At 40.1% G+C, this 19387-nt stretch carries 15 protein-coding genes; 8 read left to right on the forward strand and 7 right to left on the reverse strand.

Going from position 1 to position 19387, the window contains the following annotated elements; genetic code table 11:
- Position 1: 1 nt before the first annotated feature.
- The 6 genes from MUN87_RS15995 to pepT form a co-directional block, all read right to left on the reverse strand.
- On the reverse strand, positions 2 to 1120 hold the full coding sequence (locus tag MUN87_RS15995) for a DUF4350 domain-containing protein (RefSeq protein ID WP_244741638.1): 1119 nt from the start codon (positions 1118 to 1120) through the stop codon (positions 2 to 4).
- A complete protein-coding gene (locus MUN87_RS16000; RefSeq protein ID WP_244741640.1) occupies positions 1120 to 1779 on the reverse strand; it encodes a DUF4129 domain-containing protein in 660 nt (219 codons plus the stop codon). Before MUN87_RS16000 ends, MUN87_RS15995 begins: the two co-directional genes overlap by 1 nt.
- 706 nt (positions 1780 to 2485) lie before the next feature.
- Entirely contained in the window at positions 2486 to 3388 is a 903-nt protein-coding gene (locus tag MUN87_RS16005) for a DUF7847 domain-containing protein (RefSeq protein ID WP_244741641.1), read from the reverse strand.
- A gap of 192 nt (positions 3389 to 3580) precedes the next feature.
- Positions 3581 to 5032, reverse strand: a complete 1452-nt coding sequence (locus MUN87_RS16010) for an MDR family MFS transporter (RefSeq protein WP_244747989.1) — start codon at positions 5030 to 5032, stop codon at positions 3581 to 3583.
- Positions 5033 to 5077: 45 nt separating this feature from the next.
- Positions 5078 to 5890 carry a TetR/AcrR family transcriptional regulator gene (locus tag MUN87_RS16015; protein ID WP_244741643.1) on the reverse strand — a complete coding sequence of 271 codons (813 nt, stop codon included), beginning with the start codon at positions 5888 to 5890 and terminating at the stop codon, positions 5078 to 5080.
- Positions 5891 to 6024: 134 nt separating this feature from the next.
- Complete coding sequence (pepT, locus tag MUN87_RS16020) at positions 6025 to 7257, reverse strand: peptidase T (protein ID WP_244741645.1); 1233 nt, start codon at positions 7255 to 7257, stop codon at positions 6025 to 6027.
- Positions 7258 to 7548: 291 nt separating this feature from the next.
- Between pepT and fni the strand changes: the two genes are divergently transcribed.
- Positions 7549 to 8577, forward strand: a complete 1029-nt coding sequence (gene fni / locus MUN87_RS16025; RefSeq protein WP_244741647.1) for a type 2 isopentenyl-diphosphate Delta-isomerase — start codon at positions 7549 to 7551, stop codon at positions 8575 to 8577.
- A 12-nt stretch (positions 8578 to 8589) separates the two neighbouring features.
- A complete protein-coding gene (locus MUN87_RS16030) occupies positions 8590 to 9588 on the forward strand; it encodes an NAD(P)/FAD-dependent oxidoreductase (protein WP_244741649.1) in 999 nt (332 codons plus the stop codon).
- Between the two features lie 4 nt (positions 9589 to 9592).
- On the opposite strand, the gene MUN87_RS16035 is transcribed toward MUN87_RS16030, so the two are convergent.
- Positions 9593 to 10120: a M15 family metallopeptidase gene (locus MUN87_RS16035; RefSeq protein WP_244741651.1), complete on the reverse strand. Its 528-nt coding sequence runs from the start codon at positions 10118 to 10120 to the stop codon at positions 9593 to 9595.
- A 157-nt stretch (positions 10121 to 10277) separates the two neighbouring features.
- Here MUN87_RS16035 and ilvD point away from each other — a divergent pair, with 157 nt between their 5' ends.
- From ilvD to ltrA, 6 genes are all read left to right on the forward strand, one after another.
- On the forward strand, positions 10278 to 11969 hold the full coding sequence (gene ilvD / locus MUN87_RS16040) for a dihydroxy-acid dehydratase (RefSeq protein WP_244741652.1): 1692 nt from the start codon (positions 10278 to 10280) through the stop codon (positions 11967 to 11969).
- A 1025-nt stretch (positions 11970 to 12994) separates the two neighbouring features.
- Positions 12995 to 14050 carry an ABC transporter substrate-binding protein gene (locus MUN87_RS16045; protein WP_244741654.1) on the forward strand — a complete coding sequence of 352 codons (1056 nt, stop codon included), beginning with the start codon at positions 12995 to 12997 and terminating at the stop codon, positions 14048 to 14050.
- A gap of 88 nt (positions 14051 to 14138) precedes the next feature.
- Positions 14139 to 15128: an ABC transporter permease gene (locus MUN87_RS16050; RefSeq protein WP_244741656.1), complete on the forward strand. Its 990-nt coding sequence runs from the start codon at positions 14139 to 14141 to the stop codon at positions 15126 to 15128.
- Positions 15121 to 15915: an ABC transporter ATP-binding protein gene (locus MUN87_RS16055; protein WP_244741658.1), complete on the forward strand. Its 795-nt coding sequence runs from the start codon at positions 15121 to 15123 to the stop codon at positions 15913 to 15915. The genes MUN87_RS16050 and MUN87_RS16055 overlap by 8 nt, the downstream gene beginning before the upstream one ends.
- 106 nt (positions 15916 to 16021) lie before the next feature.
- On the forward strand, positions 16022 to 17209 hold the full coding sequence (locus MUN87_RS16060) for an aminotransferase-like domain-containing protein (RefSeq protein WP_244741659.1): 1188 nt from the start codon (positions 16022 to 16024) through the stop codon (positions 17207 to 17209).
- An 835-nt stretch (positions 17210 to 18044) separates the two neighbouring features.
- The gene (gene ltrA, locus MUN87_RS16065) at positions 18045 to 19373 is read left to right on the forward strand and encodes a group II intron reverse transcriptase/maturase (RefSeq protein WP_244741661.1); all 1329 of its coding nucleotides are present in this window, start codon (positions 18045 to 18047) and stop codon (positions 19371 to 19373) included.
- The last annotated feature ends 14 nt before the right edge of the window (positions 19374 to 19387 follow it).

The raw sequence follows: 19387 nt of genomic DNA on the forward strand, positions 1-19387 counted from the left end.
TTTATTTCACCTCATCTCTAATTTTATCCAGTTGTTGCGACCAGTACAGATACTGTTGTTTATTTAAAGACGACTGCTGTTGTAAGTTTTCGAGTTCAGACGCAAGCTTCTGTAATTGCTTTGGCTTGATGGTGCTAATATGTGACTCTATATCTTGTAATCGATCATGCCAGTTTTTATGATAGGGAATACCAAATCGCATCCGGATGATTTCTTTCAGATAGTCCATTTGATAGTGAAGGGATGCTTGATAATTTTTTCCTTTCACAAGCCAAATAGCAATCGCCTTGGATCGTTCGTTACTGAATCGGACGATTTCTTCCCGTACAGGATAGATTGGGCCGAAACGCTTCCCCTGGTACCATAAGATGAAGAATGTCAGTATGATGCCTTGCACTAACAATACATACGTCCATCCAGGGTATAGCTCAAATGGTGAAACTTGCCCGCCGGCATTACTAACACTATATCTATCGAAAACTATGTGGCTGAATTGATCGAATGGAACTATCTCAAGAATGATCGCCAAATGATCTTGATCGAGAATTTGTTCATTCGTAAACCAGTCTGGTTCTGTCAGAATAATCAATGAGCCATCGCCAACTTGTTGTTTAATAGCTAGCGGCCCAAAGTCATCTTCTGCTAGTATCTGATCATCTCCGCTGGCTATCAGTCTAACAGGTGTATTATATACAGCTTTGCGTGTCGTTCCGTTTATTTGTAATTCTGAAGTTTCTTCAGAATCAGGTAACATTCCTTGTAGCGCATACTCTGTTTTTATCCCTAATAAGCCATCCGGATTTTCTTTTGCTACGACAAGTGTATTTCCTTGTTTCATATAATCTATATACTTGGTTGACACCTGCTGGTCTGTAAAGACAGGAGGGTTCACTAATAAGCGTAACGTATTCTCCTGTTGATCAGGGGCTTGCTTTTCGATGGATGTTTGGTTACCTTGTTCGCTTAAATATGTATATAACGCTTTTACTCCAGTAAGGGAAGGTGATTCGATCGCATAGTTGGGATATTGTTCTGGAGCGTTGCTGGATGAATAGTAGCTGACAGCAATCAGGATAATAAAAAAAGCGATACCAACGATCCATGTTTTGTTTTTAAACATTAGTGATCACCTAATTTCTTGTGAACTTGCTGATGACCTATGTGAGTGGTCAGTCTGTCGGTTTGTTTTTGATACTTGGCATAATCAGTTTGCTGGACAGTCTTTTCTCCATAGGTAGCATGTTCGAATTGCAGTGCCAATTGGTAAAAGGATGATGCAATAGGGCGGTCACGACTATTTAGTTCCTCATAATATTCTCGGTTTGTTTTCCATTGTTGAATCGTGAGGAGTTGATATTCTTCAAGTCTTAACAGCATGGCTAGAAATTGGTGACGAATGGCTAATGGATAATTTGCTTCTGTCTCATATGTTGCCGCCATTTGCATGTGCTGGTGATAGTCCCAGGCTAATTCTGCATCTTTCTCGAATGGCTGGTAGCTTGACCATTTTTTCTTGCGGACCATAAAAGTTGTGAAAGCAAGAATGCCAAGAATCAGAATGACTGCAATACTGATAACCAGCACTACTACTATGATATTACCTGTAGTAGAGCCAGGTACAAACGATTGGAACAGATTATCTAACAGATCACTTAGCCAATTGGAGATTCGGTCATAGATTTTCTCTATAATCGACCGGTTATCCTGCTGATAGACTTGGTATTCATCCTGTTGAAGGATCTTCTCTAATTGTTCTCGTTCTTTTTGATAATCCGACATTATCAAACTCCTTTATGATTCTTGTGTGGTAAGAAAGTAAAGTCATAGAAATAAACAATGATGAACATGAAGATAGATTCTTATAATATGGATTATGTAAACAAAGGCTGTATTGCCAAATGGTCATTTTGATATAGATTATCTGCTTAGCAAAGCTCCAGAAATAGGCTTCGCGTCCTGTGGGCACGGCTTCAGCTAGGCTACTACTTGCACTACTTCTTTGCTGCCTTGTGCCGAGGAAGCTTACTTCGAAGCGACCCTAGCAGACGCAGGCACAAACAAAATGGATCTTCAGCTCGTGCTGATTCCACGGGAGTCTCCGCCTATTTCCTACGCTTAAGGGAAGTGCTACAACATATGGAACAGCTAAAAGCAGTGGTTCTAGGCATTTTTCAATAGCTATTATATATGCATACGATCACTATGCTAGCTCTTACAAAAATTGTAGAGTCTCAATTCTAGCGTAGGCCAACCACGGAGACTCCCGCGGGATTGTGCAGGTGCTGGAGCTAACTTTGTGAAGCGTTATTCTTCACAAAGTTAGCTCCAGCCGTGCCCCGCAGGACGCGGAGTGGTTGGACGGAGCGGTATCCCAACACATGAATCCTTTCAAAATCCCCACTAAGCAGCTAGACATAATCTATATTATAGGAAGTTGTTTATTGATTAAGTCAATTAGGACCTGGCGGGTTATGGCCGGTTTTTCTTATGTTCCTTGATATTCATTGATTAGGGATTGTAAATCAGATCCTTCTTGTCGTATCGATGCATCGAAATACATCACACTATACCCTACGTAAGTGATAATCCAGGAAATCAGAGAGAAAATATTCGTTAATACATAATACAAGACACTGTTACCCAAAAAGATTAAAGGTATTTGAAGTACGCTTGTAATGATCAATGATATAATGATCAAGACTAGAAGCAGTCCAAAGAATTTCCATGTTTGCTTTTTAGTCAGGTGCCAGCTTCTGGATAAACCGGGTGCCACTTTCTCAAATAATACTGCTGGCAGAAAAAGAGACCATCTGGTAAAAAGTAAGCCTACCGCAAGAAAAAAGCCAGCCATTAATAGTAAAAGGATCATTACACCGGCAACTGGGTGAAAGATTATACTGCTGCTTCCCCCGATTATAGCGGTAATGATGAAGCCAGGGAGTATAATTGCGATCGCAATAATGCTAATAAGTAATGTACTAAACAAAATAGGAAAATAGCGAGGTAATGCTCCTTTAATCATGTCTTTTACGACAATTTCCTCCCCGTTTCGTACTTGTTTAACTGCGAGAATGAGAGCGCCAGCTATTAGTGGAACAGCTAATAAACTAATCATGCTGACCACATTACTTATTACGTTTTCTTCATAACTTGTATTTGCTATCGATTCTATATTCCCCATTAAAGAACTGAAAATTGATTGACTGGGGTCAACGCTAATAAATAACTCGCGTCCTGTCAGAATAAGAACGATTGCCTGTATTACAAAAATCGGTACCATTATAAAAAATGAGATCAAAAAAATGGGTTTGATGTTTTGCTTTATAATCCGGAAAGTCTGGTCTAAGATTTCTGCAAAACGTAATGGTTTCTGTACATTTCCGTTCATTCTGATACTCCTTTCCATATTTTAGTTGGATACTTATTATTTTAACATGTTATACGATTTTTGGATAAGAAAATCTATAAAAATATGGAGATGATTCGTAAGGTCATCTCCATATCACTTTATACATGGTCGTATTTATCACGGCGCTAAGCAATCAGTAGGGGGCAACCCACCACTGATTGAAGCGTCACTTTATTGAGCCATCTGTTCACTTTTTTCTTGTTGTGGTTTTGATTTGTTTTTAATAAAAAATGTTAAGCATAGACCTGCAATGGACAGAATAGTTGCCAGCCAGAAAGCGGCGTTGTAACCGGCAATCGAAGCATTAGAGGCGATCTGTGTCATCGCTTCTGTCTCCGATAATCCTTCCAGAGCGGATGCGTTCGGCTCGTAATTGCTAGCAGATGTAGTCATTGTTGTAATTAAAATGGCCGTACCAATGGATGCAGAAACTTGCTGCATCGTATTAGCCATGGCAGTTCCGTGTGGATGCCATTCCTCTGGGAGCTGATTCAATCCAGCAGTCATTACTGGCATCATAACTAACGATAGTCCGAACATTCGAATCGCATAAATAATTACCAAATAGCTGTAGGCAGTATCCATTTCTAAACTGGTAAATAGGAATGTTGTTACAGTTACAATAGACATTCCGATCGTTGCCAGCCACTTCGCTCCAAATTTATCAAATAACATACCGGTTATAGGAGACATGATCCCCATTACAATCGCACCTGGCAGAAGCATTAATCCGGATTCAAGAGCAGTAAACCCTCTTGTGTTCTGCATATATAATGGCAGCATAGTCTCTGCTCCGATTAATGCCATTAATACAATCATAGTGATGATCAGTGAAAGAGAAAAAATCGGATATTTGAATACACGAAATTCAAGCATGGGCTTCGCAATTTTTAATTGGCGAACGATAAAAATGGTTAAAATAATCGCGGCCGCAATCACGATGGCGACTGCCTGAACATTGATACCAGACGATGCTTCTGCTCCGCCATGACCACCACTGATACTGCTGAATCCATATAACAGACCTCCGAAACCGAAGGAAGAAAGCACAATCGATATAATATCAATCTTTGGATTGGTTTGTTCTGTGACATTTTTGACGAATTTACTCGCTACTAAGATTGCAATGATAACGATAGGAAGCACGACATAGAATAAACCTCTCCAGGAGAAATATTCAAGCAACCAGCCGGATAAAGTGGGTCCGATTGCCGGGGCGAAAGATATAACGATTCCTGCCATACCCATAGCGGCTCCGCGTTTTTCGACTGGAAATATTCGAAGCATTACGGTCATCATTAACGGCAGCATAATTCCGGAACCTGCTGCTTGAATAACGCGTGCAACCAATAATAACTCGAATGTATGTGAAATCGATGCAATCGCAGTTCCTGTCGCGAAGATTGTCAGCGCAGTGATAAATAATTGACGGGTGGTGAATTTTTCAATCAAAAAGGCGGATATGGGGATCATAACGCCGTTTGTAAGCAGGAATGCTGTGGTCAGCCATTGTACCTGGTTTTCCTCGATTCCGAAGTCATTCATTATGCTAGGTAACGCGGTTGCTAACAGTGTTTCATTCAGTAAGCCGACGAATGCGCCGATCAGCATGACGGCCATCATCGGCACGCGCTTCACATTTTCTGGATTTACCGTATGTTGATTCAATTAAAGTCCTCCTTGTTTCCACATTTTCTCTATTTGAATAGTTTGGATTTCGATTACCTTTTCACGCTTTAAATAGTGAATAAGCAGTTCTAATTGAAAAGGATCTCGATCTGCATGTATGTGCCGGTTGATCTCATCTATGGTGCGCAATAGCATCTGTTGATTGGAAAGCTGGTATTGGAGGACAATCTCTTTGGTATCCTCTAGCAACTGCTCGATGGTGCGCTCTTCATCACCTTGTAGAAAAGGCTTTTGATTCGCAAGGTTTTGCACTATTCCATCCATTTGTCTGCTAATCCAACTGCTCAATTGTCTGGCATCCATTTGTTTGTCATGAAGCATCATGTACATCATATATTCTTTCATGATACCTTCTAACATAATCACCAGATCAGTCACATATGGTGCAATTTGCTGACCATAAGTAAGATAAAAATACTCCTGATGGTGATAATGCAGGGTATCGTGAAGCTGTTCCATTTTTTTGGTGAACGTCTCGTCCTTCTTTGGCGGGAGTTCCTTGAAAATGACATGGAAGAACAGTCTATGTTCAATCCATATTTCGAGTTCTCCGTGTAAGTACGAAGCAAGTTCAGCTTTGGTTCCATCTATTTCTCTTGTGATATTCTGAATGCTTTGATGATAATCATCTACCATTTCGAGCATCAGATCGATTTTAGATGGAAAGTACGAATAAAATCCGCCCTTGGAAATACCGGTTTGCTTTGCGATTTCCTGGACAGATGTTTCACTATAGCCATTGTCAGCAAATAGTTGTAACGCCGTTTGCATCAACTTCTGTTTCGTTTCCATTAGATCCCGCCTGCCCGTAATGACTTTGAGGTCATATTTTTGACTGATTAGTCACAAGGAGTATTTTATAGAACAATGGTAGTATTGTCAATCTATCTGAAAGCTCTTTACAAAAAAGAAAAACAGCACTATATTTAGCGCTGTTTTGTAAAGTTTTCGGCAATTTTAATGATGGTTTTTGTTGCTTTTTCCATATTATCGACCGAAATGTATTCATATTTACCGTGGAAATTTTCTCCGCCAGTAAAAATATTTGGTGTAGGTAATCCCATAAAAGAAAGCTGTGAGCCGTCTGTTCCACCTCGAATTGGCTGTATGATGGGATCGATACCTATATTTTTCATTGATCGTTCGGCAATATCAACGATATGCTGAACAGGTCTGATTTTTTCTGCCATGTTGTAATACTGATCCTTCATTTCTAATTGAATCCGATCTGTTCCGTATTTTTGCTGTAACTTCGCAATACGGGTTTGGATGTAATGCTTTTTCTCTTGGAACTTGTCACGGTTATGATCGCGGATAATATAATAAAGCTTAGCTTCTTCTACATCGCCTGCGAAGGAAAGCAGGTGATAAAAACCTTCGTGTCCTGCTGTGAATTCAGGTGCTTGCTCCTCAGGCAAAGCCTGGTGAAATTCCATTGCTATCTTAGAAGCATGGACCATCTTTCCTTTTGCTGTGCCAGGATGCACATTGCTTCCATTGACTGTAATTTTGGCAGCAGCAGCGTTGAAGCTTTCGAATTGCAGCTCACCTAATGGTCCGCCATCAATGGTATATGCAAAAGCTGCTCCAAATTTCTTTACATCAAATTTATGAGGACCACGGCCAATTTCCTCATCAGGCGTAAAGGCGACACGAATAGGACCGTGTGGTATTTCTGGATGTGCGATTAAATATTCCATTGCCGTCATAATTTCCGCGATGCCTGCTTTATTGTCCGCTCCAAGAAGAGTCGTACCATCTGTCGTCATCAGCGTATGTCCGTGATATTGATGAAGAGAAGGGAATTCCTCCGGTGACAATACAATACGTTTCTCTTCATTTAAAACAATATCATTTCCTTGATAATCTTCCACCAGCTGCGGATTGACGCCATCTCCGGTGAAATCTGTTGCTGTATCGATATGAGCAAGAAAGCCGATAGTTTCCAGCTGTTCTTCAACATTTGCTGGTAATGTAGCCATAATATAAGCATGGTTATCGATGGTGACATCTTGCATGCCGATTGCTTTCAATTCTTCTACTAATAAATTGGCAAGCTCCCACTGATTTTCGGTTGATGGACAGGATTCATTGTCTTCGTTTGATTGCGTGTTTATTTTGGCATAGGTTGTAAGCCGGTTAATTAGTTTATCTTTCATATTAGTTATCACTCCACTGTTTCCATTTTAGATGATGGCATTTATGCCCCTTTAAAACCGTATATTACTATTGTCTATTCTAGCATAATTATTCCTAATATAAGCTTAAGAAATATTATGCGAATGACTGACAAACTGATTTTTTGGTCAGGATAAAATTACGCTGGTTCATTTTCTTTTCAGTCACCTGTCATATACGATATGATGGCATAAGTACAGGTAAGTAAATTCATTATAAGTGCTTGCATTTGGTGATATAGTAGAAGAAATTTAGAAAAAGGGACTGAGTTTATGACAGATGGGATTCATAAACGTAAAAGTGAACATATTGAGTTAAGCTTAAAGAATGACTCATTGGGAGAAGGAATTACGAACGGCTTCGACCGGTTTCGATTCCAGCATAATGCACTCCCTGAAATTAATTTTGATGAGATTGATATTCGTGCCAATTATTTTGGACAAGCAATGGCGACACCATTTCTAATTAGTTCGATGACAGGTGGCGCGGAGCTGGCGGAAGAGATAAACCAAAATCTTGCAATTGCTGCGGAACAGCAGGGCTGGGTGTTTGCCTTAGGATCGACCAGGGTGATGCTCGAAAGTGAGAAGTTTCGTAAGTCCTTCCAAATTAGAAAGTATGCACCGACTGTACCGATTATTGCGAATATTGGTGCCGTACAATTAAATTATGGAGTTACCATTCATCAAATTAAACAAATTATAGAATGGACAGATGCTAACGCGTTAGTCTTACATTTGAACTCGATTCAGGAAGTAATCCAAACAGGTGGCGATACAAATTTTAGCCAGCTGTTGCCCAAAATAGAGGCTTTAATTAAGGAGATGTCGATTCCGGTCGGAGTTAAAGAGGTAGGATTTGGAATTGATGGACGCACTGCTCAGCGGCTGATTGATATTGGTATAGATTTTATCGATGTCGCTGGAGCCGGGGGAACCTCTTGGAGCCAAGTGGAGAAACTTCGTTCGAAGGACAGGATCAAAAAGGAAGCAGCTGAAGCCTTTGCGGATTGGGGATTATCAACGGCAACCTGCTTGGAAGAAATTAGATCATTGTCTAACCTGCAACAAATAATAGCAAGTGGTGGCATCCGCAATGGTCATCATGCTGCGAAAGCGATCGCCTTAGGAGCAGATCATGTCGGCTTCGCCAGAACGATCTTAAAGGAAGCAATCGAATCCGCGGAAAATGTGGTAGAATGGATGCAGGTACGAGAATTAGAATTACGCATGGTGATGTTTGGGATTGGAGCACACAATATTCAGGCATTACAACGAACAGATAGATTACAAACAAGGTAGAGGTGTTCTTGAATGGGGCAAAATGAAGTATTTGACGTTACGATTATTGGTGGCGGTACTACTGGTTTATTTGCTGCTTATTACGCGACAATGCGGAACCTGAAAGTGAAATTAATTGAATCTCAGGATCAATTTGGCGGAAAAGTCATGCAATTTTTCCCTGAGAAATTGATCTACGATATTGGCGGATATCCAGATGTTTCTGGTGATACCTTAGTGAAACAAATGATCCAGCAGGTAAACAGACATCAACCGGTTATGTTAACTAAAACCTGGGTAGAAACGATCGATAGAGTGGACGATCATTTCGTACTAGAAACTTTAGATGGTATGCAACATGTTACCAAAGCTGTTGTTCTGGCCACTGGTTCTGGTACATTCCATACGAAAAAGCCTGACAATTGGGATGACTTACCTTTTCCTGAATACCGCGACTCGGTTGCAACCAATCTTATGGATGAAGACAAGTATGAAGGAAAAGATGTCGTCATCGCATCCAATAATCGTCAGGCAATTGTTTGGGCATTGCATCTAGAAGGGAAAGCAAAATCAGTTACAATCGTTAATGAGAATGATAAATTACAGCAGACTAGAGAAGAAGACATTCAACAATTAGAGAGTAGTGACACGATTGCTTATAACGCTGCCACGATCACCAATCTGGTTGTCGATAATGAACAATTGACAGCTGTCGAGATTAAGGATCACAATGGGCAAGTGGTGAAACTGAAAGCGGACTATATGCTTGCTTATTACGGTCTTGCCCTTCAAGCGACACCATTTGATGCTTGGGATGTAGCACTGAATAAAGGTCGTATCTTGGTAAAAGGTGATATGGCAACTAGTGTACCCGGCATTTTTGCAGCTGGCGATGTAGTTCAGTACGAAGGAAAAACAAACCTGATCGCATCCGGTTATACAGAAGCGATTACAGCGGTTAATAAAGCTCATAAATTTATCGATCCAAGTGTAACTGAACAATTGTACAGTACGGTCTTATACCGAAAGTAACGGGTTAATCGACCACATCACGTGGTCGTTTTCCCCATTGAAGTTCTTGAATGCTGAGACCAAAGTCCAGTTGTAAATGTGGATAATCTTTGAAACGCGAAAAGTCTCCACCCCAGCTAAACCCTAAATCCTTGGCGACGCTGACAACTTCCATCCAGTCACTTTCTCCATTCTGATTGCCGTCATAATCCATGTCCCAAATAACCTCATCGTTCTTATTACGTAAGGCAAAATCAATAGCTAAACCATAATTATGATAAGACTCTCCGCCTTTTGCATAGGTGACAATTTGTCCGTCCGTGCTTCTTCCGCGTTGGTAAAGCACGTTTTGTTCTGCTTCAGAACGAAATCCATCTGTGATTACAATTACAATCCCCCGCTCTTCTGTCGTCGTTATTAAGCTGTTCATTTTTTCTTCCACTACCGAGTTGAGTTCCGTCGGCATTGGTCGAGAACTGTATTTTTGAAACTGCGTATATAGATAAAAAGCGCCAAATACGATCAAAATAATTAAAAATGTGCGAATTTTCATGTTATTATCCTTTGCTAAATAGTTTCGGTCATTCCGTATATTCAAAATCTATGATACTATATTATTATTGAGATTAAAGAGATTATTTTTTTATCTTGATTTTACAGAAAATTTAAAATTCAATTTTATTAGAAAGTATAATTGGGAGGCAAATGGTATGGGGAAAGACTTGCGTATCAAAAGTAAAGTGTTTGATGATTCAAAACGTGCTCCAAACCGTGCGATGTTACGTGCAGTTGGGGTAACAGATGAAGATTTTAAGAAACCGATGATTGGGGTAGCGAGTACATGGAGTGAAGTAACACCATGTAATATTCACTTAGATGATCTTGCCATTCAGGCGAAAGATGGTGCACGTGCTGCGGGCGGTGTTCCGATGATCTTTAATACAATTACGGTATCCGATGGTATTTCCATGGGTACATCTGGTATGCGTTATTCGTTGCCAAGTCGTGATGTCATTGCAGACTCGATTGAAACAGTAGTGGGTGCAGAGAACATGGATGCCTATGTAGCAATCGGTGGCTGTGACAAAAACATTCCGGGTTGCTTGATTTCGATTGCACGCTCTGATGTACCAGCAGTATTCGTATACGGTGGTACGATTGCACCTGGATATCGTAAGGGTGAAAAATTAGACATCGTGTCGGTTTTTGAAGGTGTTGGAAAACACAATAACGGCGATATAGATGATGAAGAGTTAAGAGGTATTGAGTGTAATGCATGTCCGGGTGCTGGTTCTTGTGGTGGTATGTACACGGCGAATACAATGGCAACAGCGGTTGAAGCGCTTGGTATGAGCTTGCCAGGAAGTTCTTCCAATCCTGCTGAATCTCCTGAGAAATTTGAAGATTGCCGCAAAGCAGGAGAAGCTGCGTATCATTTATTAGAAAAAGATATTTATCCGAAAGATATTTTAACGAAAAAAGCATTCGAGAATGCGATCACAACTGTAATGGCTTTAGGTGGTTCGACGAATGCAGTTCTTCACTTATTAGCGATTGCAAATGCAGCGCAAGTGGACATAACGATCGATGATTTTAATCGTATTCAAGCAAAAGTTCCTCACTTGGCTGACTTGAAGCCAAGTGGTAAATATGTAATGGAAGATCTTCATAAAATTGGAGGCGTACCTGCAGTTATGCGCCTTTTATTGGATAATGGATTCTTGCACGGTGACTGCTTAACGGTTACAGGTAAAACAATCGCTGAAAATTATGCGGATGCACCTGTATTAACAGATGAGCAAGATATTATCCACCCACTTAGCAATCCATATCGTGCAGACGGTCCATTAATTGTCCTAAAAGGTAATTTATCACCAAGCGGTTCCGTTGCTAAGGTATCGGGTGTAAAGGTTAAACGGCATGTTGGTCCTGCGCGCGTATTTGAGAATGAAGACGACGCAACAAATGCTGTAATGAATAATGAAATTAATGAAGGTGACGTATTAGTTATTCGTTATGTAGGACCTAAAGGTGGACCAGGTATGCCAGAGATGCTGTCTATCTCCGCAATCCTTGTCGGTAAAGGACTTGGCCAAAAGGTAGCATTATTAACGGATGGTCGTTTCTCAGGTGGTACGCATGGACTTGTAGTAGGACACATCGCACCTGAAGCACAATCCGGTGGACCAATCGGTTTATTGCAGGAAGGTGACATGGTAACGATCGATTCAGAGAAAAAAGAGCTGTCAATGGACGTATCCGAAGAAGAACTAGCAAACAGACGTGCAGACTGGAAAGCACCAGAATTGTACAAACGCGGTGTCTTAGGTAAATATGCACACAATGTATCCTGTTCCTCACTGGGAGCCGTTACAGACTTTATCAACAGAAACGATCAATAACGACAGAGGTATACACTGTTTAGTATTGACATAAGACAATGGATAGCATACCAAGTAGCACATTACTTGGTATGCTATTTTTGTGGTGAGAATAAGAAGTATAAGTATAGTCAGAATCGCAGAGTCATGCTAAAGATGGGTTCTTACATTACGGATTTGTTTGTTGATAGTTTTCATCTGCTTAGCCAAGATCCGGAATTATGCCCTGCAGAACGCGAAGTGGTTGGACGGAGCGGTCTCCCAGCACATGATTCATTTCAAAATAAACACTACGCAGCTAGTTGAAATAAATCGTATTAAAGGAAGTTATAATACTTTCGTTAATCACAATTGTCGATGGGGCTTTATCATGTGTTCCGGTTGTCTTATCCACACCCTGCTTTATCATTTGTTTGCCATTAATAAGTCGTGGGTGTTGGTATGTAGATAACTCCGTGTATAAGTGCTAGGTTAAAAGGAGATATAAGGATTTACTGTGGAAAAACACAGTTATTCAATGGTTTATCCACATACTTAGGATAAATTAATAGTATTTTTCAAAAACATGTTAGTTAATATTTTATCACTCCGCTAACCGTCTGTAATACCCCCACTTCAAGATTTGAGAGATAAATAAGAAGATACGTGGGGGATTACGGACGATAACTTCCTGATAAATTTCGCTAGTAATCAGTAGGGGAAACCCCCCAACTGATTGAAGTCTCACTTTATAAATATGTGAATAACTAGCCAATTATCCTGAATATCTGTTAATTTTGTGCATAACTTGTGTTGAATCTACCTAACAGTTTTGGAAATTGTCGATAAAGCTGTGTATAAAGTGTAAAACTTTCCTTAATTATAATGTTATCAACAGCATCGAATGAGTATTGTTCAACTGCTAGACTATCAATCTATCCATATACCCATTTATTTCAAAGAATATTTGCGTTTTAGTTGTACCTATGCTACTAAAGTTGTGCTATAATGTATTTTAAAAAGTTTGAAAATTTAAAATTTATAGAAAAATAGGGGAGTTGGGAAGCATGAGAAAGAACTTATTATTTTTATTACTAACGGCTTTCTTCAGTGTTCTTGTTTTGGCGGCATGTGGAACAAGTGACGAAGAGACGAGTGGATCTGGTGGAAGTGAGGACACCGAACAAACAGCTGACGATACAGAAGGTGAAGCAACGGAAGACAAAGTTTATCAAATAGGTGCTACACAAATCGTCGAGCATCCATCATTAGATGCAGCATATGAGGGATTCCAGGCAGCAATTGAAGAAGCTGGATTGAATGTTGAATACGACTTCCAATCAGCGCAAGGAGATCAAAATAATACGGCGACCATTGCTAATAACTTTGTAGCAGATGGGGTAGATCTAATTTTTGCTAATTCGACGCCAAGTGCTCAAAGTGCATTACAAGCAACTAGTGATATTCCAATTCTTTTTACTTCTGTAACAGATGCCGTTGAAGGCGGACTAGTAGAATCATTGGAGCAACCTGGTGAAAATATTACAGGTGTATTGGATTTACATCCGGATGCTATAAAAAATACGGTAGATTTTATTGATAAGTACTTTGAAGGTTCTACTGTTGGTTTAATTTATAATGCAGGCGAGGCTAATTCAGTAGCTCAAATAGATGCAGTAAATGCAGCGGTGGAAGGTACTTCATTAACTACTGCTGAAGCAACTGTTTCAAATTCATCTGAAGTGCAGCAAGCTACGACTTCATTAGTAGGAAATGCTGATGTTTTCTATATTATCACTGATAATACGGTGGTATCTGCTCTTGAAACAGTAGTAAATGTAGCAGAAGAACAAAGCATTCCATTATTAGTCGGAGAACCAGATTCCGTGAAACGTGGTGGCTTTGCAACATACGGTATAGATTATTACACGATCGGTTATCGTACCGGAGAAATGGCAGCAGAGATCTTAACAGGTGAAAAAACAACAGCAGATATACCTGTTGAAATACCCCCTAGTATGCAGCTTTTTATTAATAAAGAAGCAGCAGAAGCACAAGGTGTGGAATGGAATAGTGATTGGGATGCAGATGCAGAATTGTTAGAAACAGAAGAAGCAGAATAATTTGGAAGAAAACCTCGACATACATGCAAGAAAAAGTGGTCGGGGTTTTCTATCCAATGATTTTTGAAGGACAGAAAGGGAGAGTTTGATGTTAATTTCCATGTTCAGCGCAATAGAATCAGGCATAATTTATGCGCTGATGGCTCTAGGTGTTTATCTTTCATTTCGTATTTTAGATTTCCCGGATTTAACGGTAGACGGCAGTTTTGTAACAGGAGGAGCAGTTGCGGCGATATCGATTGTGAATGGAGTACCTCCAGTAATCGCGACTTTTTACGCAGTCTTAGCAGGCTTTGCAGCAGGAGCTGTTACAGGAATTTTGAATACGAAAGGAAAGATTAATCCTTTATTATCCGGTATATTAATGATGATTGCACTCTATTCTATTAATCTGCGAATCATGGGTAAGCCAAATGTCGCGTTGTTGAATGAACCGACTATATTTAATCAAATAGAAGGTTTCTGGGGAAGTTTAGGAATTGACCAGGCATTGAATGGACTATTAACTTCAATGGGAGCGGAGAGAGTTCCCGGCACTTGGGCAGTTCTAATATTAATGATTTTTATCACCATTGTGATTAAAGTCCTGACAGATTATTTCTTGAAAACAGACGTGGGTCTAGCGTTAAGAGCTACTGGTGATAACGAAAAAATGATTCGTAGTTTCTCAGCGAATACAGATAACTTGACCATCGTTGGTTTAGGAATTTCGAATGCTTTAGTTGCCCTAGCAGGCGCAATTATTGCTCAATATGGCGGATTCTCTGATGTGAGCATGGGAATCGGAATGATAGTAATAGGTCTAGCCTCTGTAATTATTGGGGAAGCATTAATTGGAACAAAGACGATTGCAAGAACTACTTTAGCTGTTATTTGTGGTGCAATTGTTTATCGGATCGTATTGACATTAGCATTAAAAGTAGAATTTCTGGAAACAGGTGACACGAAATTAATAACAGCAGTCATAGTTATCGCCGCCCTCATCGCACCTAAAATTATCGCGTCCCAAAAAGAAGCAAGCCGGAAGAGACGAAAAAGGGCACTGTTAGCCAGTGGAGAGGGGGCTAATAATGCTTAGTATGAAGGACGTTGCGATTACATTTAATGAAGGTACGCTGGATGAGAAGAAAGCTTTACAAGGTATACAATTAAATATGAAAAAAGGTGATTTCGTTACTGTGATTGGCAGTAATGGTGCTGGTAAATCAACGTTAATGAATATGATCTCTGGTTCATTAAAACCGGATATTGGTACTGTGACGATTGATGACAAAAATGTCACGATGTTACCAGAGTATAAACGGTCTCAATTTATCGGGCGTGTGTTTCAAGATCCGATGGCCGGGACCGCTCCAACGATGACAATTGAAGAGAACTTAGCAATGGCTTACGCGAGAAACAAAAAACGAACATTGAAAATCGGAGTAAGTAAAAAGCGGAAATCGTTGTTTAAAGAGCATTTAGAAACGCTCCATTTAGGGTTGGAAAATCGTTTGAACGCTAAAGTCGGACTTTTATCTGGTGGGGAACGTCAAGCTTTATCCCTGCTGATGGCAACTTTTACGGAGCCGAATATATTATTATTAGATGAGCATACTGCAGCATTGGATCCATCTCGAGCGGAATTAATCACGAATTTAACTGGAGAGGTCGTCGAACAGTTCGGATTAACAACCCTGATGGTAACACATAATATGCAACAAGCTTTAGATTTGGGTAATCGATTGATTATGATGGATAAAGGTCAAATCATATTAGAAGTTTCGGGAGAAGAGAAACAGGAGCTGACGATTGAGAAGTTATTACATGAATTCCAACGAATCCGTGGGAAACAGCTGGATAATGACCGTGCAATTTTAGGATAATGCTTTCGGACAGTTACTTAGTACGGTAGCTGTCTTTTCCACTATATAGAATAGCAGATTATCAAAAATAGTTTAGAAAGATAAAATAGGAAAGAAGGGATTAAAGATGAAATATGGGTTTTCAGATCGAGTTAAGCATTTAAAGTCGTCGGCAGTTCGGGATATTCTGAAAATTATTAATCAAGGTAATATTATTTCATTCGCTGGGGGACTGCCTGAGGAGAAACTATTTCCAGTCGAGGCGGTGGATCAGGCTTTTCATAAAGCTATCACAACTAACAAAAAGGCACTGCAATATGGTGAAACAGAAGGTGTGTCAGAGCTTCGAGTATTGTTATCTGAAAGAATGAAACAAAAAGGATTACACCGATCTCCTGACAATATATTGGTTACATCAGGTAGTCAGCAGGCCATCGATCTCTTTTCGCGTGTAATGTTTAATGAAGGTGATGTTATCTTAACAGAAAACCCTACCTATTTAGCAGCATTACAAGTGTTTGAATCATATGAAACAAAAGTGGTAGCAGTGGAGTCGGATGATGACGGAATGATGCTTGCCGATTTAGAAGAAAAGATTATCAAGCATAAACCCAAATGTATTTATGTAGTTCCGACTTATTCAAACCCTACAGGAAAAGTATGGTCGTTAGAAAGACGCAAGAAATTATTAGAATTAGCCAATCAATATCATGTGGTGATTTTTGAAGATGATCCATACGGAGAGCTGAAGTTCGATGAACAAGAAGCACCGCCATCAATTGCATCATTAGATGACAATGGGCTTGTTCTATATACGAGCACTTTTTCAAAAACGGTTGTCCCTGCAGTGAGAATTGGCTGGATTGTTGGGCCACATCAAATTATTCGAATCATGGCACAAGCCAAGCAGGCAACCGATTTGCATACCAATTCAATTGGCCAACATGCTTTGGTTCATTTGTTAAACGATTTTGATATCGATGGCCATATTCAGACGATTAGAAAAACATATTATGAACGAATGCTCGTTATGAAGCGCTTATTAGATTCTGTTGAACTGGATGGTCTGGAATATATCGTACCAAAAGGCGGTATGTTCTTCTGGGTTAAATTGCCATCACATATCAACACGACTACATTGTTAAACGAAGCAGTAGCAGCAGGAGTAGCCTTCGTTCCAGGTGCACCTTTTTACGTGTCCGATCCTGAAGAAAACACATTCCGATTAAACTTTACCAATTCAGAGCCGGCCTTGATTGAAGAAGGAATGAAACGGTTGGTAAACGTTTTGGAGTCTGCAACTGTGAGTGTATAATGAGTGCTGATAATGGTCATTTTGGCCATATTAACGATAAGTTGATAAAGGTTAAAAAGAGCTGGGTGATGTAAACCCAGCTCTTTTAATGAGGTAAGATTGTATGAAATTTTTAGTTTTCCTCGCGTTTTCTAACATGAACAGCCAAGTCCACGCGGGCCTGCATGCATCGCCCTAAGATAAAGAAGATGGATTTAAGTTCCTATAATATGGATTATGTAAAGTGGAGCTGTCTCACTTTTGTGGCTATTTTGATAGTTATTATATGGATAGCAAAGCTCCAGAAATAGGCTCCGCGTCCTGTGGGCACGGCTTCAGGTGCGACCGAGCGTAGGTCGCAACATATAGCGGGTGGGATTCCCGTCAAGTAAGAACTAACCATTCACTTGTAACGAGTCTTGGAGGGTTATGTGGCAACACATGCCTTTAAGCGTAGACAGTGAGGTAACGGGCCGAAAACCATAGTGTTGAAGGGATAGAGCTTCGAAATGTGCCCAAAATCGAGAAGGTCGATGTGTTCTGAAGCACAGAAGACAACATTATCATTCACGTTAGAGGTGAGAGGATGATAACTTCTCCGGAGTCGGTGACCTTGGCACGTTACACATGGATATGTTGCGGCAACTCGGGAGATCCTTTAGGTCTCTCTGAACGGAAATACTTCAGAAGAGTAATGGCGAACAAGCGATAATAAAGTGAGGGCTGTCAAATGCTTAAGGGAAGTCGGATAACGGTATAGTACCAATGAAATCGGGTAATGCCGATGGAGGGAAGCCCGTTACCTGTCATCAACCTTGCGAGGGAAACATGATCCATACACAGAGGTGGAATTATTATGGAAACGAAACTTAATAGGATAACAGAATCAGCGAAAAAGGATAAGAACTTTGCATTCACATCCTTAGTACATCTGCTTAATGAGAACAATCTCAAACAATGTCACGATCAATTACCCAAGGACAAAGCAGTAGGTGTGAGAGAAGTGACAAAGGGCGATTATGAAAGACAATTGGATCGTAATATTGAAAACTTAGTGGATCGCTTAAAGAAAATGGCTTATCGACCAGTACCAGTTAAACGCACGTATATTGATAAGCCAGGTTCGAAGAAGAAAAGACCTTTAGGTATTCCAGACCACGAGGACAAGATCGTTCAAAAGGGAATCACTAGAATACTAAACGCTATCTATGAGAATGACTTTCTGGATTGTTCTTTTGGCTTTCGCCCGCAGAGAAACTGTCATGATGCATTAAAGGTACTTAATGTATATATCGAGAAGCGCAAGACCAATTATATAGTAGATGCAGATATTAAGGGATTCTTTGATAATGTAAGTCATGATTGGATGATGAAATTCCTTCAACATCGTATTCAAGACCCGAAACTTCTACAAATTATAGCTCGATTCCTAAAAGGCGGCTATATGGAGGAAGGGAAATACTTTGATGCGGAAAAAGGAACACCACAAGGTGGCGTCATCTCTCCGATATTAGCGAACGTATACTTACATTACGTCCTTGATCTTTGGTTTGAAAAGACCGTCAAGAAGCAATGTAGAGGACAAGCCTATATGGTGAGGTTTGCGGATGACTTTGTTTGTTGCTTTCAATACAGAGAAGATGCCGAACGATTTTATGGAGCGCTCCTTCATCGATTGCATAAATTTGACTTAGAAGTAGCAGAGGAGAAAACGAAGATTATTTCGTTTGGACCCTATGCGATGAGAGATGCGAAGCGTAAAGGCAAGAAAAAGCCGTCCACGTTCGATTTTCTTGGTTTTACCCATTACTGCGGAAAGAGCAAGAAAGGCAACTTTCGCGTAAAGAGGAAAACTAGTAACAAGAAGGTGCGATCCAAGCTGAAGAAACAAAAAGCTTGGCTGAAAGCACATCGAACGATGGACATCAAAGACATCATGTATAAAATGTACCAATCACTAGTAGGGTATTACAATTATTATTGTATCACGGATAATTATCACACTGTGGAACAATTTCTATATAAAGTGGAACAACTGATATACAAATGGATGAATCGCAGAAGTCAGCGAAAATCCTTCAGTTGGGATAAATTTCAACTATTTCTACAGAAGTACCCATTGCCGCTACCCACCATCAAGGTCAGTATCTATGACTTACGATCCCATATCAAGTATATTCTGTGAAAGATGATAGGAGG

It is taken from the genome of Gracilibacillus salinarum (genome assembly GCF_022919575.1).
GTDB classification, from domain to species: Bacteria; Bacillota; Bacilli; order Bacillales; family Amphibacillaceae; genus Gracilibacillus; species Gracilibacillus salinarum.

What these genes read in the sequence shown, in the direction of transcription:
- MUN87_RS16055 (WP_244741658.1), top strand. Translation starts at nt 15,121, where the DNA reads ATGCTTAGTATGAAGGACGTTGCGATTACATTTAATGAAGGTACGCTG.
- MUN87_RS16060 (WP_244741659.1), top strand. Translation starts at nt 16,022, where the DNA reads ATGAAATATGGGTTTTCAGATCGAGTTAAGCATTTAAAGTCGTCGGCA.
- MUN87_RS16010 (WP_244747989.1), bottom strand. Translation starts at nt 5,032, where the DNA reads ATGATGGCCGTCATGCTGATCGGCGCATTCGTCGGCTTACTGAATGAA.
- MUN87_RS16045 (WP_244741654.1), top strand. Translation starts at nt 12,995, where the DNA reads ATGAGAAAGAACTTATTATTTTTATTACTAACGGCTTTCTTCAGTGTT.
- MUN87_RS16050 (WP_244741656.1), top strand. Translation starts at nt 14,139, where the DNA reads ATGTTAATTTCCATGTTCAGCGCAATAGAATCAGGCATAATTTATGCG.
- MUN87_RS16000 (WP_244741640.1), bottom strand. Translation starts at nt 1,779, where the DNA reads ATGTCGGATTATCAAAAAGAACGAGAACAATTAGAGAAGATCCTTCAA.
- fni (WP_244741647.1), top strand. Translation starts at nt 7,549, where the DNA reads ATGACAGATGGGATTCATAAACGTAAAAGTGAACATATTGAGTTAAGC.
- MUN87_RS16015 (WP_244741643.1), bottom strand. Translation starts at nt 5,890, where the DNA reads ATGGAAACGAAACAGAAGTTGATGCAAACGGCGTTACAACTATTTGCT.
- pepT (WP_244741645.1), bottom strand. Translation starts at nt 7,257, where the DNA reads ATGAAAGATAAACTAATTAACCGGCTTACAACCTATGCCAAAATAAAC.
- MUN87_RS16030 (WP_244741649.1), top strand. Translation starts at nt 8,590, where the DNA reads ATGGGGCAAAATGAAGTATTTGACGTTACGATTATTGGTGGCGGTACT.
- MUN87_RS16005 (WP_244741641.1), bottom strand. Translation starts at nt 3,388, where the DNA reads ATGAACGGAAATGTACAGAAACCATTACGTTTTGCAGAAATCTTAGAC.
- MUN87_RS16035 (WP_244741651.1), bottom strand. Translation starts at nt 10,120, where the DNA reads ATGAAAATTCGCACATTTTTAATTATTTTGATCGTATTTGGCGCTTTT.
- ltrA (WP_244741661.1), top strand. Translation starts at nt 18,045, where the DNA reads ATGGAAACGAAACTTAATAGGATAACAGAATCAGCGAAAAAGGATAAG.
- ilvD (WP_244741652.1), top strand. Translation starts at nt 10,278, where the DNA reads ATGGGGAAAGACTTGCGTATCAAAAGTAAAGTGTTTGATGATTCAAAA.
- MUN87_RS15995 (WP_244741638.1), bottom strand. Translation starts at nt 1,120, where the DNA reads ATGTTTAAAAACAAAACATGGATCGTTGGTATCGCTTTTTTTATTATC.